This window comes from Streptomyces sp. CB01881, from assembly GCF_002953255.1.
Classification (GTDB): Bacteria; Actinomycetota; Actinomycetes; order Streptomycetales; family Streptomycetaceae; genus Kitasatospora.
Map to the genome: position 1 here is coordinate 6,264,067 of NZ_CP026498.1, position 21,237 is coordinate 6,285,303.

Below are 21,237 nucleotides of genomic sequence, written 5' to 3' on the forward strand. Positions count from 1 at the left end.
TGGTCGGTATGGAAACCATGGTGTCCGTCGGCAACGGTGAACTCTGGGCAGAGGACTCGGGAGGGGACGGGCTGCCGCTGGTCCTGGTCCACCCGGGCGTCGGTGACTCGACCATCTGGGACCCGGTGCTGGCGGCGCTCGCCGCGCGGTACCGGGTGGTCCGCTACGACGCCCGCGGCTACGGGCGGTCGCCCGCACCCACGGGCGCGTACTCCCCGTCCGCGGACCTCGCCGCGGTGCTCGACCACTTCGGGCTGGCCCGTGCCGTGCTGGTCGGCTCCAGCATGGGCGGGGCCGCCTCGGTCAGCCTGACGCTGGACGCCCCGGAGAGGGTGGCCGGGCTCGCGCTGTTCGTCCCCGGGGTCACCGGGTACGACTTCGACGAGTCGGACCTGAACCAGGAGGTGGCGCGGCTGGCCGAGGCCGGCGACCTGGAGGGCATCGTCCGGCACGGACTGGGCCTCTGGGGGAAGGTCGGCGGGGGCACGCCCGAGGCCGATCCGGTCGCCGCCGCGCACCTGCGGGCCGTGCTGCCCGCCTGGTTCAGCAACGTCGGCCACCAGCAGCCCGACGCGCCGGCCTTCGACCGGCTCGGGGAGATCGCCGTGCCCACCGTGCTGGCGCTGGGCGAGCAGGACCGCCCGCAGGTCGTGGCCTGCAACGAGCAGATGGCGGCCCGGATCCCCGGCTGCCGGCTCGTCCGGCTGGCGAAGTCCGACCACTACCCGACCCTGCGCGAGCCCGAGGCCGTCGCCCGGCTCGTCGAGGAGCTGTACGCCGAGGCGCGGTGAGACCGTCTCCCGCACGGGAAGGCCGGCCGGGCCGGCCTCCCGTGCGGGAGGGTCAGGCCGCGCGGGCGAGCAGGCAGAGGTGGGAGCGGTTCGGGCGGCCGTCGGACGGCTGCTCCAGGCGGCCGGTCACGGTGAAACCGGCCTGCGCAGCAGCTCGGCCTGACGCGCGGCGGGGAGGACGTACGACGCGTACGTCACCGGGGGACGCGGTCGGCGGCCACGGTGTCGTGACGGTCGCGGTGCTGCCGGGGCCGGGGCCGTGGCGGGGCCGGGGTCGCGGCGGGGCCGGGGCCGTGGCGGGGCCGGGGTCGCGGCGGGGCCGGGGTCGTGGCGGGGCCGGGGTCGTGGTGAGCCCGGATCAGGTCCACTGCTCGGACGGCTTGACGCCCGGGAGGGGCTTGCCGATCAGGGCCAGCGGGATGAAGAAGTTGACCTGGCCGATGGCGATCGCCAGCGTCGCGATGGCCGTCTCGTCGTAGTGCGCGGCCGCCCGGGCGTACAGCTCGTCGGAGACCCGCTCGCCGTGCGGGGACGGCTGGAGCACCGCCTCCACCAGGGCCAGCGCGACCGCCTCGGCCCCGGTGAAGCACGGGGCGTCCTGCCAGGACGCCACCGCCGTGATCCGCTGCTCGGACTCGCCGGCCGCGCGCAGGCTCTGGGTGTGCATGACCGTCAGGTAGGTGTTGCCGACGATCTGGCCGGCGCGCAGCTGGACCAGGTCGATCGTGGCCCTCGGCACCGAACCGTTGCCGGTGGCCTTGAACAGGGCGCCGGCCACGGCCCCCAGCTCGGGGACGAGCTTCGCGGGGTTGGACATCCGCGAGCCGGGGGTGGTCGCCGTGGCGGTGACGGTGGCGGTGGGCTGGGCTTCCATCGTGGTGTTCCTCTCGGTCCTTCGGTGCCTTCACCCGTCCGACGGATCCCGGAAGCCCGATGTGACAGGTGCCGGCAAGTTCCTTCCGGCCGGCTCAGCGACCTGCTCAGCGACCGGCTCAGCGGCCAGCTCAGCGACCGGGGAACGCGCCGATCAACCGGGCCAGCTCCACGGGCCGTTCGAGGTGGAGGTCGTGGCCGGTGCCGGGGACGCTGACCGCCACGGCCTCCGGGCCGGTGGCGAGCATCCGGCCGATCTGCTCGGCGTCGATGATGCCGGACTGCCCCAGCACGGCCAGGGTCGGACAACTGATCCGCGCCCACTCCTCCCACCAGGAGCGGTGGACGTTCTCCGCCAGGGAGGCGACCATCACCTCCTTGTCGAAGCACGGCCACCAGCCGCCGTCCCGTTCCTCCAGGCCGGCCGCCCAGCCCTCGCCGGGCCCGGACCACCCGAGTCACGGCAGACGAGCCGCACCCCGTCCCGGACGACCTCACGAACGACGAACCTCATACCGTGGCCTCCAACCGCCTTGCGCGTTCCGTCAGATGGCGCCGCTCGGGCGCGCTGGTCGTGCGGCGGGCCGCCTCCCGGTAGGCCTCCACCGCACCGGGCCCGTCGCCGAGCAGCTCCAGGAGGTGGGCCCGGGTGGCGGCCGGCCGGTGGCTCCGGGCCATGGCCCTGTCGCCGTCCAGCGTCGCCAGCAGCTCCAGCCCGGCCGCCGGTCCGTGCACCATGCCCACCGCGACCGCGCGGTTCAGGGTCACCACCGGGTTCGGCCCGAACCGCTCCAGCAGCTCGTAGAGGGCCAGGATCTGCGGCCAGTCGGTGGCCTCCGCCGACCCGGCCTCGTCGTGCACCGCCGCGATGGCCGCCTGGAGCTGGTACGGGCCGGCCTGCCCGCGCGGCAGGGTGCGGCTGATCAGCTCCACACCCTCGGCGACGAGCCGGCCGTCCCACTGCCCGCGGTCCTGCTCCGCCAGCGGCACCAGCTCGCCGCCGGGGCCGGTGCGGGCCGGGCGGCGGGCCTCGGTGAGCAGCATCAGGGCGAGCAGGCCGGCCGTCTCGGCGTCCCCGGGTTCCAGGCGCAGGAGCAGCCGGGTGAGGCGGATCGCCTCGGTGGAGAGCTCGGGCGCGGTGAGGCCGTCCCCGCCGCTCGCCGTGTAGCCCTCGTTGAAGACCAGGTAGAGCACCTGCCGGACCTCGGCCAGGCGCCCGGCGCGCTCCGGGCCCCCGGGTGCCACCGGAGGCAGGCCCTTGACGGTCTGCTTGGCCCGGCTGATCCGCTGGGCCATCGTCGCCTCGGGGACCAGGAAGGCGGCGGCGATCTGCGCGGTCGTCAGGCCGCCGACCGCGCGCAGGGTCAGCGCGATCCGGCTGGGCGCGGAGAGGGCCGGGTGGCAGCAGAGGAAGAGCAGCGCGAGCGAGTCGTCCCGGTCCGTGTCCGGCCGGGCGTCGGCGGCGTGGCCGAGCAGCGCGGACCGCGGGGTGGCGAGGGCGAGGGCGTCCTCGCGGCGGCGGCGGGCGGTCTCGCTGCGCACCTGGTCGACCAGGCGGCGGGAGGCCACGGTGAGCAGCCAGCCGCGCGGGTTCTCCGGCACGCCGGTCCCGGGCCACTGGAGGGCGGCGGCGAGCAGCGCCTCCTGCACGGCGTCCTCGCAGGCGTCGAAGACGCCGTACCGGCGGACGAGCGCGCCGAGGACCTGCGGCGCCAGTTCGCGCAGCAGGTCCTCGGCGGCGTGGGGCAGACCGGTCACACGTCCGCCGCCGCGTCGTGCAGGATCGGCCAGAGTTCGACCGGCTCGACGTCCGCGAACGGCATGTCGGCGGCGATCTGCTGGGCGCGCTCCAGGCTCTCGCAGTCCAGCAGGTAGAAGCTGGCGAGGTACTCCTTGGTCTCCAGGTACGGGCCGTCGGTGACCGCCGGGAGACCGTCCTGACGGCGCACCAGCTGGGCGGCGGCCGCGTCGGCCAGGCCGTAGGCGCCGATCAGCTCGCCGCTCTCGCGGTACTTCCTGTTGAACGCGTCCTGCCTGGCGATCGCCTCGGGCCAGGCCTCGGCCGGGAACGCGTCCCACTTGGCCTGGTTGCCGTAGATCATCGCGATGTACTTCATCTCGGGTGTCCTCCCCGTCCCGCGCGCCCCGTCGGCGCGCTGTCACCCTTCAGTCGGAGCCGCCCCCGCGTGCTCGACATCCCCCCGGAGGGATTTCGAGGATGATCGGCGCCATCGCCGACCTGGTGCAACTCGGCCCGACCTGGCGCAAGGCGGCCCGGCCCAGCCGGCGGCGGGGCGCGGCGGCCAACCGGCCCGCCGCGCCGCCGCTGCGGGCTCAGCCGTCCAGGACGGCCGACAGGTCGAGCCGTGCCAGGCGCTCCGGGTCGGTGAGGAAGTCCAGCGCGATGATCCGGCCGCCGTGGATGGTGAACGCCATGAGCGAGAGCGGCCGGCCGTCGGCGAGGGCGAGCATGCCGGGCGCGCCGTTGACGAGGACCGGGCGGCCGTCCTGGGCGAAGCGGGCGAAGGTGACCGCCTGGGAGGCGACGTCGGCCGCGCCGCGGCGGACCAGGCCGGGGCGCAGCGTGCCGCCGTCGGAGCGGGCCACCACGTCGGGGTCCAGGACGGCGAGCAGCGCGTCGAAGTCCCCGGCGCGCGCGGCGGCGAGGAAGGCGTCCACCACCTCGCGGCGCCGGGCCCGGTCGGTGTCGGGGGCGGGCGCGGCGCCCTGGACGCGGCGGCGGGCGCGGCTGGCGAGCTGCCGGGTGGAGGCGGAGGTGCGGCCGAGGATCGGCGCGATCTCGTCGAACGGCACGGAGAACAGGTCGTGCAGGACGAAGGCAAGCCGCTCGGCCGGGGCGAGGGTGTCCAGGACGACCATCAGCGCGATGCCGACCGAGTCGGCCATCAGGACCTCCTGTTCGGGGTCGACGACCCCGAAGGCGCCGACGACCGGGTCGGGCAGCCGGAACTCCCGCCCGTCCTGGCCCTGGAGCGGGTCCTCGCGCCGGGCCGTGCGCGAGCGCAGCAGGTCCAGGCAGATCCGGCCGGTCACGGTGGTCAGCCAGGCGCCCAGGTTCTCCACCTCGGTGGTGTCGGTCCGGCCGAGCCGCAGCCAGGCCTCCTGCACAGCGTCCTCGGCCTCACTCAGCGAGCCCAGCATCCGGTAGGCGACCGCCCGCAGTTGGGGCCGGTGCTCCTCGAACTCCCGCGCCTGAAAATCGTCCCCGCTCACCCGTCACATCCCCGCGCTCTGATCCGTCGGTGCTCTGGAAGGACGATAACCGGCCGGGCCCGCGCGGCACCCGGCCCGATGCGGTGCGCCCTCCCACTCCCCTCCGGGCCTGCGGGGAGAGGCCTCTGAGCGCCCGTCACCGGGGCGACGGGCGCGGATTCACCTAGGCCGGCACGCCGCTCACGAGGTTGATGTCCACCTGCCCGCCCATCGTCGCGATGCGCCAGGCCGCGATCTCCTGGTAGGCCGCCGAGGAGTACCAGCCGCGGGCCGCCTCCCCGGTCGGGAACTCCAGGACGGCCGTCTTGGTGAAGCCCCCGGCGCCCTCCAGCCGCTGCGGCACGTCGAAGGCCAGGAGGCGGCCGCCATAGGGCTCCATGGTCGCGCCGACGTTGGCCAGGTAGTGGCCCAGGTCGCTGTCGGGGGTGCTGTCGCTCCTGGTGATGACCACGTAGTGCATGTCGCGCTCCCTCTCCCCTGATCGCCGTGGCGGCGGGCCCGGGACGCGGACCAACCCTTCAACGGCGAATGTTTTGACGTCGAAGTGATCGCCGTGATGAACGGTAGGCCCCGCCAACATCGATGTCAAACAGTTCAACGTCGAAGCTTCTGCTAGCCTGACGGCGTGAACGATGCGGTGGACGAGGTCATCGAGCGGTGGCAGGCCATCCGGCCCGACCTGGACACTTCGCCGATCGGCGTGGTGGTCCGGATCTTCCGTGCGTCCCGCCTCCTGGAGCAGGGGATCAAGGACTACTTCGAGGCCAACGGCCTGGAGTCCTGGGAGTACGACGTCCTCGCGACACTGCTGCGGGCCGGCGACAGCAGCACCCTCCGGATGGGCGACCTGGCCGGGGCCGCGATGATCAGCCCGGGCGCCCTGACCAACCGGATCGACCGGCTCGCCGCCAAGGGGCTCGTCACCCGCGCCACCGACCCCGACAACCGCCGCCTCGTCCGCACGAGCCTCACCGACGAGGGCCGCCGCCTGGCCGACGGCCTCATCGAGGGGCACCTCGCCAACGAGCTGAGCCTCATCGAGGCCCTGACCCCGGAGGAGCGGGAGCTCCTCACCGGCGTGCTGCGCAAGCTCCTGCTCTCCCTCGGCGACCACGGCTGACCCGCGGGCCGCGAACCCCTTGCGCCCGACGGGCCCGGCGGGCGGGATGAGGGCCGGCGGCCGGAGGTGCCGCACCGGTCCGGCGCAATGGAGCGGAGAACGGGTCCGCGCGGGGGAAGGCGATAATCACCCTACGGACAGCATCGGCAACGGAACGCACGGAACGGCCCCCAGCCCATGACCCCCTCCCGGGCCAGCACCCGCACCACCGCGTGGACCGCCTTCGGCGGCGACCTGCACCTGGACCTCACCGGACGCCGGGCCGCCGGCGCCGGGGTCCGGGCGGCGCTGGAGGACGCACTGCGGGAGGCGGTGCAGGACGGCCGGCTGGCGCCCGGGACGAGGCTGCCGTCCTCCCGCGCGCTCGGCGAGGACCTCGGGATCGCCCGCAACACCGTGGTCGAGGCGTACGGGCAGCTCACCGCCGAGGGGTGGCTCACCTCGCGGCAGGGCTCCGGCACCACGGTGGCCGAGCGGACGACGCCGCGCCCGGCCCGACGGGCGGCCGGGCAGCCGCGCGGCCGCCGCACCGGCCGGTTCGACCTGATGCCGGGGCGGCCGGACGTCTCGCTCTTCCCGCGCAGCGCCTGGCTGTCCGCCGCCCGGCGGGCGCTCGCCACCGCACCGCACGAGGCGTTCGACTACGGCGGCCCGCTGGGGCGGATCGAGCTGCGACAGGCGCTCACCGACTACCTGGCCCGGGTGCGCGGGGTCCGCACCGACCCCGACCACCTGCTGGTCTGCGCCGGGTTCTCGCAGGGGCTCGGCCTGCTCTGCAGCGCCCTGCGCGGAGCCCGTGCCCGCTCGCTGGCCGTCGAGGGCTACGGACTGCCGCCGCAGCGCGAGATCGTCCGGGCCGCCGGGCTCACCCCCGCCCCGCTGCCGCTGGACGGGTCCGGCGCCCGCACCGACCTGCTGCACGGGCGGCGGGACGCGGCCGTCCTGCTCACACCGGCCCACCAGTACCCGACCGGGGTGGCGCTGGCCGCCGAACGCCGGGCCGCCGCCGTCACCTGGGCGCGCGAGCACGACGCGTACGTGATCGAGGACGACTACGACGGCGAGTTCCGCTACGACCGGCAGCCGCTGGGCGCGATGCAGGCGCTCGACCCCGAGCGGGTGGTGTACGCGGGCACCGCCGCGAAGAGCCTCGCCCCCGGTCTGCGGCTGGCCTGGCTGGCGCTGCCGGACGCGCTGGTCGAACCGGTGGCCCGGCTGAAGCAGTTGGCGGACACCATGTCGCCGGTGCTCGACCAGCTCACGCTCGCCGAGCTGATCACCTCCGGCACCTACGACCGGCACGTGCGCCGCTCCCGGCTGCACTACCGCCGCCGCCGCGACCGGCTCGTCGCGGCGCTCGCCGAACGGGCCCCGCACGTCCGGGTGACGGGCATCGCCGCCGGCCTGCACGCCGTGCTGCAACTACCGCCCGGCGCGCCGCCGGAGGCGGAGCTGCTGGCCCGCGCGGAGGCGGCCGGACTGGTCCTCAGCGGCCTCACCTGGCACCTCGCCGAGCCCGGTCTCGCCCCGGACGCCCCGCCCGCCCTGGTGGTCGGCTACGCGACCCCGCCCGACCGCACCTTCCCGGCCGCCCTGGACGCGCTCTGCGAGCTGCTGCGGGAGCGGTGACGGGAGCGGTGACAGGTGGCGGGCGGCCGGAGGCCCGAACGGGCTTGCCGGAAGGGCTACTTGTTGCGGTTGCCCAGCTCGAAGAGCAGCATGATGAAGCCCGCGAAGCCGTGGGTGGCGACCATGTAGATCAGCACGCGGATGCCGACCCGGCGGTTGGCCCACTTGCCGGCGTCGATGGTCTTCGGGGCGTCGGCGGCACGAGCCTCGCCGGAAACGCCGGGAACGGCTGCGGGGACGGTGGCGGGGATGGTGGCGGGATCAGCCATGGGAGATCTCCTCCGGGAGTTCTGACGTGCGGTCAGTGAGGTGCGGCAGGGCCGCCGCCGAGACAGAGTTCGCCGCCGGGGCTCTGCAGCAGGGTGTGGACGAAGAGCAGCTCCACCCCGTCCGCCGAGTCGGCGGCGATGCAGTGCGGGGTGAGCGAGTCGAAGTGCGCGGAGTCGCCCTCCGCGAGGAGGTGGACGCGGTCGCCGAGGGTCAGCCTCAGCCGGCCCTGGAGGACGTAGAGCCACTCCTCGCCCGGGTGGACCCGGACCACCGCGTCCTGCACGCCCGGGGGAACGTGCACGCGCAGCGCCTGCATCGCCCGTCCGGGCGCACCGGCTCGGCGGTAGCCCCAGCCGCCCGCGCGGCCGGGTTCGATCGCGCCGCCGCGCACCACCGGGTCCGGCTCCACCATGGCCTCGCCGAGGAGGCCGGAGACGGAGGTGCCGTAGGCGCGGGCGAGGCCCAGCAGGACGGGCAGCGAGGGCTGCCGGCGGCCGGTCTCCAGCCGGGACAGATAGGCTGGGGAGAGACCGACCCGGGCGGCGGCGACCTCCAGCGTGAGGCGGCTGCCGAGCCGGTGCTCGCGCAGCCTCGCGGCGAGGCCGGCGACCTCCTGGTCGTCGAGCTGGCCGCCGGTGGCGGAGGGGCCGGGTGGACTGGTGGTCATGTGACCAGTGGACACCCCACGTGCCGCAGGGGCAAGAAATTTGCCTCAGAGGCAAACCGTCCGTGGAGCCTCACGGACGGGGGATGTTCCGCAGGTTGCTCCGGGCCAGGTCGATCATGCGCCCGACCCCGCCCGAGAGCACCGTCCGCCCCGCCGCCAGGGCGAAGCCCTTCAGCTGGGCCGCGGTGATGTGCGGCGGGACGGAGAGCGCGTTCGGGTCGGTGACCACGTCCACCAGCGCCGGGCCGGGCCGCTCCAGCGCCTCCGCCAGCACCTCCCGCACCCGCGCCGGATCGGTGACCCGCTTCGCCGGGACGCCCATCGCCCGGGCGATCCCGGCGTAGTCCACGTCGCCGTTGTCGATCTCCGACTCCGGGTAGCCGGAGACCAGCATCTCCAGCTTGATCATGCCGAGCGCGCCGTTGTTGAACACCACCGTCTTCACCGGGAGCCGGTGCTTCGCGACCGTGAGCAGCTCGCCGAGCAGCATCGACAGCCCACCGTCACCCGCCATCGCCACCACCTGCCGCCCGGGGCAGGCCAGTTGGGCGCCGATCGCGTGCGGCAGCGCGTTGGCCATCGAGCCGTGCAGGAACGAGCCGATCACCCGGCGGCGGCCGTTCGGCTGGAGGTAGCGCGCGGCCCAGACGTTGTTCATACCGGTGTCCACGGTGAACACCGCGTCGTCGGCGGCCACCTCGTCCAGCACCGAGGCCACGTACTCGGGGTGGATCGGCAGGTGCTTCTCGACGTCCCGGGTGTACGCGCCGACCACGTCCTCCAGGGCCCGGCAGTGCTTGTTCAGCATCTCGTCCAGGAACGCCCGGTCGTGCGCGTCCTTCGGCTCCAGCAGCGGCAGGACGGCGCGCAGGGTGGCCGAGACGTCGCCGTGCACGGCGAGTTCGAGGGGGGTGCGGCGGCCGAGCCGGGTGGCGTCGTGGTCCACCTGGATCGTGCGGGCCTGCGGCAGGAAGGAGTCGTACGGGAAGTCGGTGCCGAGCAGCAGCACCAGGTCGGCCGCGAAGAGCGCCTCGTGGCAGGCGCCGTAGCCCAGCAGGCCGCTCATGCCGACGTCGTACGGGTTGTCGTACTGGATCCACTCCTTGCCGCGCAGGGAGTGCCCGACCGGCGCGTGCAGGGCCTGCGCGACCTCCAGCACCTCCGCATGCGCCCCGCGCACACCCGCACCGCAGAACAGGGCCACCGTGCGGGCCTCGTTGAGCGCCCGGGCGAGCGCCTGCACCTGGGACCAGGGCGGCGCGGCGACCGCCTGCTCGGTGAGGAAGTGGCTGGTGCCGGTCGGCCCGTCGGCGCCCAGCGCGGCGACGTCGCCCGGGAAGGCGAGCACGGAGACGCCCTTGGCGCCCAGTGCGTGCTGGATCGCCACCCGGACCAGGCGGGGCACCTGGGCCGGGGTGGAGACCATCTCGCACCAGCTGCTGCAGTCGGTGAACACCCGCTCGGGGTGGGTCTCCTGGAAGAAGCCGGTACCGATCTGCGCGGACGGGATGTGCGAGGCCAGTGCGAGCACCGGCAGGCCGCTGCGCTGGGCGTCGTACAACCCCTGGATCAGGTGCGTGTTGCCGGGGCCGCAGGAGCCCGCGCAGACCGCCAGGCGGCCGCTGAGCTCGGCCTCGGCGGCCGCGGCGAAGGCCCCGGCCTCCTCGTTGCGGACGTGCACCCAGCTGATCCCGTCGGCCCGGCGGATCGCGTCCACGACCGGGTTGAGGCTGTCGCCGACCACCCCGTACACCCGCTCCACCCCGGCCTGCCGGAGCACCTCGACCATCTGCTCGGCCACACTCACCACGGGGGCACTCCTCCACCGGCCGCCGGTTGCCACAGGACACCAGCACCCTCCTGCGCGCGGGAGGGCGGCGCATGCGGGGACCGGCCGAAGGGGTGACGGACGGAGGCGCCTCCCCGGCACCCCGGGCCGGGAAGCCCCGGGGGCGCCGGGCCGCTACTCCGCCGCGAGGTGCTCCGTGCCCGGGCCCGGGCCCAGGGTGCCCGCGGCCACGCCGGCCTGGGGCTGGCGGCGGGCGGGCTCGCGGCCGGGGGGCTGGCTGCACCGTTCCTGGACGGGCGGCGCGGTGGTCGGAAGGGTGACCGGCCGGCCCGCCTTCACCTGGACCGCCTCGCCGTCGTGCCGCAGGTGGATCACCTCGCCGCGGCGCAGCGTGTACGTCGTCCCGTCGTGGGTGATCCGGACGCCGAGCAGCTGGCCGCGCACCATCAGCGAGAAGCTGAGCTTCATCAGCCCGGACGGCAGCCGGGGCCGGAAGGAGAGCGTCTCGCCGTGGTCGCGGAGCCCGCCGAACCCGGCCACCAGGGCGATGCAGGCACCGGCGAGCGAGGCCATGTGCAGGCCGTCGCTGGTGTTGCCGCCGAGGTCGTGCAGGTCCATCAGGGCCGCTTCGGCGGTGTAGTCGTACGCGAGGTCCATCTGGCCCACCTCGGCGGCGATCACCGCCTGGGTGCAGGCCGAGAGCGAGGAGTCGCGGACGGTCAGCCGCTCGTAGTAGGCGAAGTTGCGAGCCTTCTGCTCGTCGGTGAAGGCGTCCCCGCGGACCTGCATGGCGAGCACCAGGTCGGCCTGCTTGACCACCTGCTTCCGGTACAGGTCGAAGTACGGGTAGTGGAGCAGCAGCGGGTAGTTCTCCGGCGGGGTGCGCTCGAAGTCCCAGAGCTGGTGGTCGGTGAAGCCGTCGGCCTGCGGGTGGACGCCGAGGTTCTCGTCGTAGGGGACGAACATCGCGGTGGCGGCGTCCCGCCAGGCGGCGGTCTCCTCGGTGTCGACGCCGAGGGCGGCGGCCTCGCGCGGGTGCCGGCCGGCGGCCTCGGCGGCGGCGCGCAGGTTGGCCTGCGCCATCAGGTTGGTGAAGACGTTGTTGTCGGCGACGGCGCTGTACTCGTCCGGCCCGGTGACGCCCTCGATGCGGAACTTGCCGACGGCGTCGTGGTGGCCGAGCGAGCGCCACATCCGGGCCGTCTCGACCAGCAGCGCCAGCCCGTACTCGCGCTCGAACTCGACGTCGCCGGTGGTCCGGACGTAGCGGGCGACGGCGGCGGCGATGTCGGCGCCGATGTGGAACGCCGCGGTGCCGGCCGGCCAGTAGCCGGAGCACTCCTCGCCGCGGATCGTCCGCCACGGGAACACCGCTCCGGAGAGCCCGAGTTGGCCGGCCCGCTCGCGGGCGAGCGGGAGCGTGGTGTGGCGCCAGCGCAGTGCCTGGTTGACGGCGGAGGGCAGGCAGTAGGTCAGCACGGGAAGGACGAAGGTCTCGGTGTCCCAGAAGCTGTGCCCGTCGTACCCGGGACCGGTCAACCCCTTGGCGGGGATGGCCCGTTCCTCGCTCCGGGCGCCCCCCTGGAGCACGTGGAAGACGGCGAACCGGACAGCCTGCTGGAGTTCGACGTCGCCCTCGATCTCGACGTCGCTGGTCTCCCAGAACTCCTTGAGGAACCCGGCCTGTTCGGCCACCAGGCCGTCCCAGCCGGTGTACCGGGCGGCGGTCAGCGCGGCCTCGACCTGGTCCCGGACGGCGGGCAGCGAGCGGGTCGCGGACCAGCCGTAGGACATGAACTTGACCAGCCGCAGCCTGGCGCCGGGTTCGAGCACGGTGGTGACGCTGATCCGGCAGTGGTCGGTCTCGGCCTCGGCGACGGTGTCCAGCCGCTCCGGACCCTCGATGACGTGGTCCATCCCGGCGGCCACCCGGATGCCGCTGTACCGGGTGCGGTGCACCAGGACGGCCTTGCTGCCGCCGGCGTGGTGCACCTCGGCGAGGAGCGGGGCCTCCAGCACGGCGGCCGCCCGCGGGTCGCCCTCGGGGCCGCCGGGCAGCTGCTCGTTGGCGACCAGCTCCGACTGGAGGACGATCCGCACCGGCCCGTCCACCGCCTCCACGGTGTACTCGACGGCGGCGATGGCCCGCTGGGTGAGCGAGACCAGCCGGGTCGAGCACACCCTGATCGTCCGCCCGGCCGGGGAGGTCCACTCCGCCTCGCGCCGCAGCAGCCCGTCACGGAAGTCCAACCAGCGCCGGTGGCTGATCAGTTCGCCGTAGCGCAGGTCGAAGGGCTCGTCGTCCACCAACAGGCGGATGATCTTGCCGTTGGTCACGTTGATGACGCTCTGGCTGGACTCCGGGTAGCCGTAGCCGCCCTCGCCGTACGGCAGCGGGCGCAGCTCGAAGACGCCGTTGAGGTAGGTGCCGGGCAGCCCGTGCGGCTCGCCCTCGTCGAGGTTGGCGCGCAGGCCGATGTGGCCGTTGGAGAGCGCGAAGACGGACTCGGCGCGGGCCATCGCGGTCAGGTCGAGGCCCTGTTCGGCGATCTGCCAGGGGTCGACGCTGAAGTTGTCCAGGCTGGTCATGCCGTTCCCTCCTCCAACAGCTCGGCGAGGTCGTCGACGACCACGGTGGCGCCGTCGCGGCGCAGCTCGTCGGCCTGGCCGGTGCGGTTCACTCCCACCACGGCGCCGAAGCCGCCGGCCCGGCCGGAGGCGACCCCGGCGAGCGCGTCCTCGAAGACGGCGGCGTGCGCGGGTTCGACGCCCAGCGCCCGGGCGGCGGCCAGGTAGGTGTCGGGCGCGGGCTTGCCGGGCAGGCCCTCGCGCCGGGCGACCACGCCGTCCACGATCACGTCGAACAGTTCCTCGATGCCGGCGGCGCGCAGCACGTCCCGGCAGTTGGCGCTGGAGGAGACCACCGCGCTGGGCAGCCCGAGCTCCCGCAGCCGGTGCACGTACGCGACCGAGCCCTCGTACGGCTGGACGCCCTGCTCGCGGATCATCCGCAGCACGGTGTCGTTCTTGGCCAGGCTGATCCCGTGCACGGTGCGGGCGCCGGGCGGGTCGGCGTCGGTGCCCTCGGGCAGCTCGATGCCGCGGCTGCCCAGGAAGGCGCGGGTGCCGTCGAGTCTCGGGCGGCCGTCGACGTGGACGTCGTAGTCGTCGACGGCGTCGAAGGGGACGAACTGCCCCCCGGTGCGGGCCGATTCGGCGCGCAGGAAGGCGTCGAAGGTGTCCTTCCAGGCCGCGGCGTGCACCTTGGCGGTCTGGGTGAGCACCCCGTCGAGGTCGAAGAGGAAAGCACGGATGTCGTCCGGTAGCCCCAGCATGGGTGCAGTCTTACCCGCGGACACGGGGAAGCCGCCCATTCCCGGCGGCGCGTCGCGGGATCGGGCGGCTTCCCGGGCCGGGTCGGACGGCTCCGGGGACCGTGGCGCGCTACGGCGTGCCGGGCGGGGCGATCAGTGCGAAGACGGCGCCCTGCGGGTCGGTGACGACCGCCATCCGGCCGGCCGGCATGTCGAACGGCGGCTGGATCACCGAGCCGCCGGCCTTGACCAGGGCGTCCACGGTGGAGTCGGTGTCGTCCACCGAGAAGTAGGTCATCCAGTGCGGGGGCGTGCCGGGCGCGAGGTAGTCGGCCACCTTCTGCATGCCGGCCACCGCCCGGTCGTCGACGCTGAGCGAGTAGTAGCCCTCCGCGCCCTCCATCGCCGCCGGGCGCAGACCCAGTGCCCGCTGGTAGAACGTCCCGACCGTGTCGGTGTCGGTGGTGTTGAGCTCGCTCCAGACCAGCGAGCCCGGCTCGTTGACGACGCCGGCGCCGATGAAGTCGACCTTCTGCCAGACGCCGAACACCGCACCGGCCGGGTCCGCGGCGACCAGCATCCGGCCGACGGTGCCGACGTCCATCACCGGGTAGAGGATCGTGCCGCCGCTCTCGGCGATCGCCCGGCCGGTGGCGTCGGCGTCGTCCGAGGCCAGGTAGGTGGTCCAGCCGACCGGCGGGACGGGCTGGCCCTCGGGGGCCGCCTGCGCCATGATCCCGGCGACCGGCTTGCCGTTCAGCAGGCACATGGCGTAGCCGCCGAACTCGGGCGGGCCGATCTCGCCCTGCCAGCCGAGGAGGTCACGGTAGAAGTCGATCGCGGCCTGCTGGTCGCTCGCCATCAGGTCGACCCAGCACGGGGTGCCGGGCTTGTACGGAGCGTTGACTGCGGGCATGGCTGGGCCTCCAGGAGCGGTTGTCCACCGCCGGGGCGGGCCGGGCGCACGTCCGGTCCCGGCTGCGGCCCCGGCGGGGGCTGCGCGGGTACGGCGGAGGTGCGGCCGGTCGGCGGTACACCGCCCACCATCGCCGCGCCCCCGTCTTCCCGCCACCGGACGGCGCCCGGCGGGCGACGGGCGGGTGACGGACGCCCGGCGGGCCGGGAGGGCGGGCCCTAGGAGTCGTGCGGCGCCGGCTTCACGAAGTACGGCTGGACCTTGCCGCTCTGGGCGTAGTCCTTGAGCCGGACCAGCAGCTCGGCCCAGGTGCCGGCCACCATCGGCACGCCGTCCTCGGTGCCGGGCTGCCACCCGCCGTGGCGGAACAGCAGCCGGGTCCGGTCGGGCGCCTCGGGCTGCCCGGCGAGGTCCCAGCTGATCCAGGTGCCGGCCCAGTGCGGGGGGAAGGTGCCGACGTTCGTCCAGACCACCCGGTCCCGGTCGGCCCGCTCGCGGCGCAGCCGGAACGGCTCCGGGACGCCGGGGAAGTCGAACAGCAGCACGTCCCCCTCGCGGGCCACCTCGGTGGTCCACCAGCCGGCCAGCCCGTCGTGGGTGTTGAGCGCGGCGAGGACGACGTCGCGGGGTGCGGCGATGTCGAGCTGCAGGGCGATCTCGGCCATGGGGTCCGCCTTTCGGGCCTGCGCCCCCCGATCGGTCCCCCTCCGGCCACCATGGCACAGGGCCCGGGATCGGCACATCCCGGGCCCGGAGCGGCCGGGCCGGCCGCTACCGTGCGTTATCCGCCGCTCCCGTAGCTGGTGCCGGCGCAGATGTCGTCGTCCGCCGAGCGGGTGTTCTCGGTGACGCTGGTGGGCAGCGGGACCGGCGCCGCCGGGGCGGACGGCGCGCCGGCGGCGGCCGATCCGGTCGCGGAGGCCGCGCCGCCGCCGTTGGCGGCCGCGAAGTCCTTGCCGACGACCACGATGACGCCCGGCGAGGAGCCGGCCTCGACGGTCGCGCCGGGGAAGAGCTCGGCGACCTTGTCGGCGTTGGCCTTCTGGCCGGAGCCGTACTCGACGACCGTCTTCGCGTGCTTGGTGCTGGCCGCGGGGCCCGCCTTGGTGGCGTTGAACTTGGCCCCCTTGAGCAGCTCGGCGGCCTTGCCGTCCACCCCGCTGGTGGTGGTCCCGTTGTAGACGGCCACCTTGACGGCGGAGTTGCCGGCGTCGGGGGCGGGCGGCGCCGTGGTGGTCGCGGCCGGCGCGCTCGGCGCGGCGGACGCGGTGGCCTCGGCCGGCTGCTCACCGGTGGCGTTCTGGCCGTCGATGGTCCGGTCGGCCTTGATCGTGTCCCAGAGCTTCTTGGCGTCGGACTCGATGATATCGAGGTCCTGGTCCTGGGTGCGGAAGCGCCAGGGCACCGTCACGAACTTGAGGTCGTGCATGTCGATGTTCTTCAGCGAGAGGCCGAAGGAGAGCAGCTTGTCGGCGGAGCTGAGACCGGGGTCGACGACCATCGACTTGGTGGCGGCGTCCGCGAGCGGCAGCAGGGTGGTGGGGTTGAGGCCCTGGCCCTTGATGTTGGAGGCGAGCGAGCCGAGGAAGGCCTGCTGGCGCTTCATCCGGCCGATGTCGGAGCCGTCGCCGATGCCGTGGCGCAGCCGGACGTAGTCGAGCGCCTTCTGGCCCTCCACCTTCTGCTTGCCCTGCGGCAGGACGAGGTCGCCCTTCTTGCGGAGCTTGGGGTTGATGTCACCCTCGTAGATCGGCTTCGGCAGGCAGATCTCCACCCCGTTGACGGCCTTGGTCATCGCGGAGAAGCCCTGGAAGTCCACCACGATGGTGTGGTCGACCCGGATGCCGGTGAGCTTCTCGACGGTGTTCTGGGTGCAGGCCGGGTTGCCGTCGTCGGTCTCGCCGGTGGCGAAGGCGGCGTTGAAGAGCTCGCTGGCCGACCCCTTGGTCCACTTGCCGTTCGGCAGCTTGCACGGCGGGATCTGGACCTTGGCGTTGCGCGGGATCGAGATGCCGACGGCGTGCTTGTGGTCGGCGTAGACGTGCAGCAGGATCGTGGTGTCCGAGCGGGCGCCGCCGTCCTCGCCGCCACCGAGGTCGGAGTTGTTCTTGCCCCGGCTGTCGGAGCCGATCAGCAGCACGTTGACCGGCTTGTTGCCGTCCGCGTCGGCCTGCGCCTCCGGCGGGCGGTCGGCGGCGATGGCGTCCGCGTCGAAGGACTTGATGTTGCCGTTCAGCTTGTAGTAGATCGCGCCGCCCGCACCGGCGATCAGCACCAGCACGCCGGCCGCCGACCAGGCGACGATCTTCTTCACGTTCTTCTTGGGCTTGCGGCTGTTGCGGGCCGCCGCGCGCCCGCCGGCCGCCGACGCCTCGGGGGCCGCCTCGCCGCCCTTGCCCGGTGCGCCCTTCCCCTGGGCCGCGCGCCGGGCCTCGGCCCGCCCGCCGGTCCGTGGCTGCGGCACCCCGCCGTCGCCGTCGTCGGTCGTGAGCGCACCGGGCGCGTCGTCACCACGAGCCGGGCCCTCGCCCCACTGACCTGACATCCGTGTACCTTTCACCGGCGGACGCGGCGCCCGTCCTCAGGGGCGCGCTACACAGAGAGAGACGGCCTGAAGTGCCCCCGGGTTGCACATACGAAGGTCATAATGACCGACGAACGCCCCCTGAGACCGCCCCCGCACCCCCTCCGGAGCCCCCGCGATCACAGGAACCCCGTTCGGAGCATACAAGCCGGTCATATTTTCTCGGCCCGCCCGAGCGGCTCGGGCACCGCCCGGAGGCCGGCGGGTACGGGGCCCGGGAGGCGCTCTCCTCACACCGTCCGACGGAAAGGGGCCGTGCAACGCCGGGCCCGCGTCCGGGAAGGGGTGCGCGGCAGGTGAACGGCGGGTCGGGCGGGAGGGGTGGTGAGGGGTGGCGAAGCGTCAGGACTGCTCGGACAGGCCGCCGGGCGGGTTGTTGCGCAGGCACGGCTCGCTGGCGTCCTCGACCACGCCCTGCTCCAGGAGCTCGTCCACCCACCGGCCGAGCGCCACCCGCACCAGCAACGGGTCCATCCCCCAGGCCCGGCCCAGGTCGATCGCGGTGGCGTCGAGGCGCCACCCGTGTTGTTGCAGGGCGATCCACATCGCCGCCGCGGAGGCCCCTCCGGTCCACCGCGCGCCGGTGGCGTCCCGGCGCAGTTCGAGCGTGCCCCCGGCCCCGACGGAGCCGGTCACGCCGGACACGGGCCGTACCCGCGTCCACATCTCCTCGTCCTCCCTCAACGCAAGCTCCTCTTGGCTGGCCGGTGCCCGGCAGCCGGCCTTCGGAACCGGTAGCTCCTCACGCACGGCCGACCGCTGTCGGTAACAGTGCCAGGCTAGGGCGAGGCCGCAGTCGCGAGAACCTGCCAAAGCCCCCTATGAGGGGTGGAGTTAGCCCCCCACGCCCCATAGGGGGTGCCGGACGTGCCGGCTCAGTCGGCGGTCGTGGCCGCCGGCACTCCGCCTTCCGTCGGGGCGCCCTCCACGGCGGCCCCGGCATGGTCGACCGCGTTGACGAACACCCGCATGGCGTGGGCGATCTCGTCCCCGTTCGGCGCCCCCTCCGGGTCGAGCAGCCACTGGAGGCCCAAACCCGAGACCAGCGCCAGGTGGAACGATCCCACCAGCCGCATCGTCTTCTCGTCGCCCTCGCCGATCGCGTCCAGCCCGAGCGGCGCCGCCAGGGCGAGCCGGGCCCGCTCGTAGGCGCGGGCGAGCTGTTCCCGCAGTCCCGGCACCCGGTCGGCCTGGGCGAACGCCTCGATGCTGGCGAGCAGCATCGGCCGCTGCGAGACGAAGAACTCCGTGACGCTCCGCCAGGCCGTGTCGATCGAGGGATCGGTGGCCTCGTCGAGGATTCTGCGGAGCTCGGTACCCCACTCCTCGAACGATTCGATCACCGCCTCGCTGAGCAACGCCTCCTTCGAGCCGAAGTGGTACCCGATCGAAGCGAGGTTGGCCCCCGACGCGGCGACGATGTCGCGCGCGGTGGTCCGGGCGTAACCCCGCTCATGCAGGCATTTCTTGGCACCAGCCAACAGATCTTCACGATTTCCCACGATTCCCATCGTAGCTACGGAAAGCCGTTTGCGACATACGTTCGTCAGAGACGGTCGTACATCTTAGACGAGCGTACTAGACAAGCATCTAGGACGTACGTATGCTTCAACCATGAACGCCGACACGCAACGTGCCGACCGGAAGGCGTGGATCGGCCTTGCCGTCCTCGTCCTTCCCGTCCTGCTCGTCTCCCTTGACATGCACGTCCTGTCCTACGCGCTGCCCATGATCAGCAGCTCGTTGGAACCGAGCAGCTCGGAGCTGCTGTGGATCATCGATATCTACCCGTTCATGCTGGCCGGGCTGCTGCTCACGATGGGCACGCTCGGTGACCGGATCGGCCGGCGGAAGCTGCTGATGTTCGGTGCGGTCGCCTTCGGCACCGCGTCCGCCCTCGGCGCCTACTCCAGCAGCGCGGAAATGCTCATCCTGACCCGGGCGCTGCTCGGCGTCGGTGGCGCGACGCTGATGCCCTCGACGCTCTCGCTGATCCGCAACATGTTCCACAACGCGGAGCAGCGCCGGACCGCCATCGCCGTCTGGACCGGGGCGTTCGCCGGCGGCGCCATGCTCGGACCACTCATGGGCGGTGCGATCCTGGAGAAGTTCTGGTGGGGCGCCGTCTTCCTGGTGAACCTCCCGGTCATGGCGGTGCTCGTCGTGCTCGCGCCGCTCATGCTCCCCGAGTCCAAGGACTCGAACCCCGGCAAGTTCGACTTCACCAGCTCGTTCCTCTCGCTGGCCGCGCTGCTCCCCACCATCTACGGCGTGCAGCACATGGCCGGTGAGGGTGTGAGCGCCCTGCCGATCGCCACCATCGTGATCGGCCTGACGGTCGGTTACGTCTTCCTCCGCCGCCAGCGGATGCTCGCCGAGCCCATGCTGGACACCAAGCTCTTCCGCAGCCGCGCCTTCACCGCGTCGATCGCCGCCAACACGCTCGGCGTCTTCTCGATGGTCGGCTCCAGCCTCTTCACCACCCAGTACCTCCAGATGGTGGCCGGCGTGCGGCCCTTCGTCGCCGGTCTGTACGCCCTCCCCGCGGCCGGCGCCGCGATGACCGCCGCCTCGCTGGCACCGCTCCTCGTCCGCCGGGTGCGACCCGCCTTCGTCGTCGGCATCGGACTGCTGATCGGTGCGGTCGGCTTCACGATCCTCGGCCAGGTCGACGGCGGCACCGGCATCGCCGCACTGGTCGCCGGCACCGCGGGCATGGCCGGTGGCATCACGCTCGTCCTGACCATCTCCTCCGACATGATCATCTCCACCGCGCCGCCGGAGAAGGCGGGCACGGTGTCCGGCCTCTCCCAGATCGCCACCGAGTTCGGCGGGGCGCTCGGCATCTCCATCCTCGGCAGCGTCGGCACCGCCGTGTACCGCTCGGACCTCGCCGACAAGGCCCCCGGGGGGATCGCCCCGGCGACGCTCGAATCGGCCCGCGACACGCTCGGCACCGCCCTCGACGTCACCACCCGGATGCCGAAGGACCTGGGCGAGGCGCTCGCCGACGCGGCCCGCACCTCCTTCACCCACGGCCTCCAGACGGCGATGTTCACCGCGGCCGGACTGCTGGTCCTGATGGCCCTGCTGGCCTTCACGCTGCTGCGCAAGGTGACCATCCCGACCAAGTCCGACGAGCCGGCGGCCACCGAGGCCCCGGTGCAGCACGAGCCCGAGCCGCAGCCGGTCCACGCCTTCCAGGGGGCGCAGAACCCGTACGGCTACGACACCTACGCCACCTCCCAGGACCGGTCCACCGGGTACCGGGCGTCGAAGGAGACCGACTTCTTCGGCGGCCAGGACCGTCCCGGCCGGTACGGCGCCCCGAGCACCCACGGCGCCGGTGACTCCTACGGCACCGGGGACTCCTACGACACCGGTGACTCCTTCGGCGCCACGGACCTGAGCCGGGCGCGGCACCGCCGGGGAGGTGAGGAGAACCCCTTCGAACGGCGGTGAGTGAACGGCACGACAGCGGCAACCGAAGCGTGTGCCGGACCGGGAAACCTGGTCCGGCACACGCTTCTTGTTATTGGGGGGCGGGGTGCGAGGGGGACGGGGGCTTCCCGCGCTCCGAGGCTGCGGGACTCCGGGGCCGCGGGCCCCTGGGATGTCCGGGGGCGGGGTGGCCGGGGCGGGGCTCCAGACATCCAGGCCTCGGGGCCTCGGGGCCTCGGGGCTGTCCTACGGCGAGGCGGCGGGACGGCGGGCGCACGGTGGGGCCGCCCGGTGGAGCGCGGTGGCCGGCCACGCAGCGTCCCCGCGGCGACGGCCCGTCCGGGAGGGCCGGGTGGAAGGGGACGGACAGAGAGGACGGCCGGCCGCGACGGACACCCTCCCCGGCCGGACTCCCTCCCCCGGCCGGGCAGCCGGGCCCGGGCGCGCGAAAAGGCCCGTGCCGCCGGAGCCAGGGGAAGGCTCCGGCGGCACGGGCCCGGCCGGGGCGGACCGTCGGTGGGGGGCGACGGCCCGGCCCGGCCTCGGGGAGGCTGGTCCTCATGGTTCCCGCCGGGGCCGGCGGCCCCCGCGATCTCCCCGGGTGGTTCG

Annotated in this window: 20 protein-coding genes; 4 read left to right on the plus strand and 16 right to left on the minus strand. The window is 73.8% G+C overall.

Annotation, left to right across the window (positions count from 1 at the left end; all coding sequences use genetic code 11):
* Positions 1 to 8: 8 nt before the first annotated feature.
* Positions 9 to 791, plus strand: coding sequence for an alpha/beta fold hydrolase (locus tag C2142_RS17160; protein ID WP_241002630.1), 783 nt, complete (start codon positions 9 to 11; stop codon positions 789 to 791).
* A gap of 358 nt (positions 792 to 1,149) precedes the next feature.
* On the opposite strand, the gene C2142_RS17165 is transcribed toward C2142_RS17160, so the two are convergent.
* The 6 genes from C2142_RS17165 to C2142_RS17190 form a co-directional block, all read right to left on the minus strand.
* On the minus strand, positions 1,150 to 1,665 hold the full coding sequence (locus C2142_RS17165) for a carboxymuconolactone decarboxylase family protein (protein WP_148643452.1): 516 nt from the start codon (positions 1,663 to 1,665) through the stop codon (positions 1,150 to 1,152).
* A gap of 130 nt (positions 1,666 to 1,795) precedes the next feature.
* Positions 1,796 to 2,035, minus strand: a complete 240-nt coding sequence (locus C2142_RS17170; protein ID WP_194235784.1) for an alpha/beta hydrolase — start codon at positions 2,033 to 2,035, stop codon at positions 1,796 to 1,798.
* Positions 2,036 to 2,174: 139 nt separating this feature from the next.
* On the minus strand, positions 2,175 to 3,422 hold the full coding sequence (locus tag C2142_RS17175) for a DUF6596 domain-containing protein (RefSeq protein ID WP_148643453.1): 1,248 nt from the start codon (positions 3,420 to 3,422) through the stop codon (positions 2,175 to 2,177).
* Positions 3,419 to 3,781, minus strand: coding sequence for a YciI family protein (locus tag C2142_RS17180; RefSeq protein ID WP_148643454.1), 363 nt, complete (start codon positions 3,779 to 3,781; stop codon positions 3,419 to 3,421). The genes C2142_RS17175 and C2142_RS17180 overlap by 4 nt, the downstream gene beginning before the upstream one ends.
* A gap of 217 nt (positions 3,782 to 3,998) precedes the next feature.
* On the minus strand, positions 3,999 to 4,898 hold the full coding sequence (locus tag C2142_RS17185; RefSeq protein WP_148643455.1) for a sigma-70 family RNA polymerase sigma factor: 900 nt from the start codon (positions 4,896 to 4,898) through the stop codon (positions 3,999 to 4,001).
* A gap of 163 nt (positions 4,899 to 5,061) precedes the next feature.
* Positions 5,062 to 5,358 (minus strand): DUF1330 domain-containing protein, encoded by a 297-nt coding sequence (locus C2142_RS17190; RefSeq protein ID WP_162002492.1) that lies wholly within the window; start codon positions 5,356 to 5,358, stop codon positions 5,062 to 5,064.
* A gap of 165 nt (positions 5,359 to 5,523) precedes the next feature.
* Between C2142_RS17190 and C2142_RS17195 the strand changes: the two genes are divergently transcribed.
* Entirely contained in the window at positions 5,524 to 6,018 is a 495-nt protein-coding gene (locus tag C2142_RS17195; protein ID WP_148643457.1) for a MarR family transcriptional regulator, read from the plus strand.
* Positions 6,019 to 6,195: 177 nt separating this feature from the next.
* Positions 6,196 to 7,647: a PLP-dependent aminotransferase family protein gene (locus C2142_RS17200; protein ID WP_148643458.1), complete on the plus strand. Its 1,452-nt coding sequence runs from the start codon at positions 6,196 to 6,198 to the stop codon at positions 7,645 to 7,647.
* 56 nt (positions 7,648 to 7,703) lie between these two features.
* On the opposite strand, the gene C2142_RS17205 is transcribed toward C2142_RS17200, so the two are convergent.
* From C2142_RS17205 to C2142_RS17250, 10 genes are all read right to left on the minus strand, one after another.
* The gene (locus C2142_RS17205) at positions 7,704 to 7,916 is read right to left on the minus strand and encodes a DUF6126 family protein (RefSeq protein ID WP_148643459.1); all 213 of its coding nucleotides are present in this window, start codon (positions 7,914 to 7,916) and stop codon (positions 7,704 to 7,706) included.
* Positions 7,917 to 7,948: 32 nt separating this feature from the next.
* Positions 7,949 to 8,584 carry an XRE family transcriptional regulator gene (locus C2142_RS17210; RefSeq protein ID WP_148643460.1) on the minus strand — a complete coding sequence of 212 codons (636 nt, stop codon included), beginning with the start codon at positions 8,582 to 8,584 and terminating at the stop codon, positions 7,949 to 7,951.
* 70 nt (positions 8,585 to 8,654) lie between these two features.
* Positions 8,655 to 10,394, minus strand: a complete 1,740-nt coding sequence (locus C2142_RS17215) for a pyruvate dehydrogenase (RefSeq protein WP_277347261.1) — start codon at positions 10,392 to 10,394, stop codon at positions 8,655 to 8,657.
* A gap of 153 nt (positions 10,395 to 10,547) precedes the next feature.
* The gene (locus C2142_RS17220; protein WP_148643461.1) at positions 10,548 to 12,962 is read right to left on the minus strand and encodes a glycosyl hydrolase family 65 protein; all 2,415 of its coding nucleotides are present in this window, start codon (positions 12,960 to 12,962) and stop codon (positions 10,548 to 10,550) included.
* Complete coding sequence (locus C2142_RS17225) at positions 12,959 to 13,708, minus strand: beta-phosphoglucomutase family hydrolase (RefSeq protein WP_148643462.1); 750 nt, start codon at positions 13,706 to 13,708, stop codon at positions 12,959 to 12,961. Before C2142_RS17225 ends, C2142_RS17220 begins: the two co-directional genes overlap by 4 nt.
* 109 nt (positions 13,709 to 13,817) lie before the next feature.
* Positions 13,818 to 14,603, minus strand: coding sequence for a VOC family protein (locus C2142_RS17230; RefSeq protein WP_148643463.1), 786 nt, complete (start codon positions 14,601 to 14,603; stop codon positions 13,818 to 13,820).
* Between the two features lie 218 nt (positions 14,604 to 14,821).
* Entirely contained in the window at positions 14,822 to 15,268 is a 447-nt protein-coding gene (locus C2142_RS17235; protein WP_148643464.1) for an SRPBCC domain-containing protein, read from the minus strand.
* Positions 15,269 to 15,384: 116 nt separating this feature from the next.
* On the minus strand, positions 15,385 to 17,148 hold the full coding sequence (locus C2142_RS17240) for an LCP family protein (protein WP_148643465.1): 1,764 nt from the start codon (positions 17,146 to 17,148) through the stop codon (positions 15,385 to 15,387).
* Positions 17,149 to 17,529: 381 nt separating this feature from the next.
* Positions 17,530 to 17,871 (minus strand): hypothetical protein, encoded by a 342-nt coding sequence (locus tag C2142_RS17245; protein WP_148643466.1) that lies wholly within the window; start codon positions 17,869 to 17,871, stop codon positions 17,530 to 17,532.
* A gap of 191 nt (positions 17,872 to 18,062) precedes the next feature.
* Positions 18,063 to 18,689 carry a TetR/AcrR family transcriptional regulator gene (locus C2142_RS17250; protein ID WP_148643467.1) on the minus strand — a complete coding sequence of 209 codons (627 nt, stop codon included), beginning with the start codon at positions 18,687 to 18,689 and terminating at the stop codon, positions 18,063 to 18,065.
* A 112-nt stretch (positions 18,690 to 18,801) separates the two neighbouring features.
* Between C2142_RS17250 and C2142_RS17255 the strand changes: the two genes are divergently transcribed.
* On the plus strand, positions 18,802 to 20,649 hold the full coding sequence (locus C2142_RS17255) for an MFS transporter (protein ID WP_241002631.1): 1,848 nt from the start codon (positions 18,802 to 18,804) through the stop codon (positions 20,647 to 20,649).
* Positions 20,650 to 21,237 lie beyond the last annotated feature (588 nt).

Bases quoted from the DNA above. Each gene is read 5' to 3' on its own strand.
- C2142_RS17220 (WP_148643461.1), bottom strand. From the start codon at position 12,962: ATGACCAGCCTGGACAACTTCAGCGTCGACCCCTGGCAGATCGCCGAA.
- C2142_RS17230 (WP_148643463.1), bottom strand. From the start codon at position 14,603: ATGCCCGCAGTCAACGCTCCGTACAAGCCCGGCACCCCGTGCTGGGTC.
- C2142_RS17225 (WP_148643462.1), bottom strand. From the start codon at position 13,708: ATGCTGGGGCTACCGGACGACATCCGTGCTTTCCTCTTCGACCTCGAC.
- C2142_RS17235 (WP_148643464.1), bottom strand. From the start codon at position 15,268: ATGGCCGAGATCGCCCTGCAGCTCGACATCGCCGCACCCCGCGACGTC.
- C2142_RS17160 (WP_241002630.1), top strand. From the start codon at position 9: ATGGAAACCATGGTGTCCGTCGGCAACGGTGAACTCTGGGCAGAGGAC.
- C2142_RS17190 (WP_162002492.1), bottom strand. From the start codon at position 5,358: ATGCACTACGTGGTCATCACCAGGAGCGACAGCACCCCCGACAGCGAC.
- C2142_RS17165 (WP_148643452.1), bottom strand. From the start codon at position 1,665: ATGGAAGCCCAGCCCACCGCCACCGTCACCGCCACGGCGACCACCCCC.
- C2142_RS17180 (WP_148643454.1), bottom strand. From the start codon at position 3,781: ATGAAGTACATCGCGATGATCTACGGCAACCAGGCCAAGTGGGACGCG.
- C2142_RS17240 (WP_148643465.1), bottom strand. From the start codon at position 17,148: ATGTCAGGTCAGTGGGGCGAGGGCCCGGCTCGTGGTGACGACGCGCCC.
- C2142_RS17170 (WP_194235784.1), bottom strand. From the start codon at position 2,035: ATGGTCGCCTCCCTGGCGGAGAACGTCCACCGCTCCTGGTGGGAGGAG.
- C2142_RS17255 (WP_241002631.1), top strand. From the start codon at position 18,802: ATGAACGCCGACACGCAACGTGCCGACCGGAAGGCGTGGATCGGCCTT.
- C2142_RS17205 (WP_148643459.1), bottom strand. From the start codon at position 7,916: ATGGCTGATCCCGCCACCATCCCCGCCACCGTCCCCGCAGCCGTTCCC.
- C2142_RS17200 (WP_148643458.1), top strand. From the start codon at position 6,196: ATGACCCCCTCCCGGGCCAGCACCCGCACCACCGCGTGGACCGCCTTC.
- C2142_RS17210 (WP_148643460.1), bottom strand. From the start codon at position 8,584: ATGACCACCAGTCCACCCGGCCCCTCCGCCACCGGCGGCCAGCTCGAC.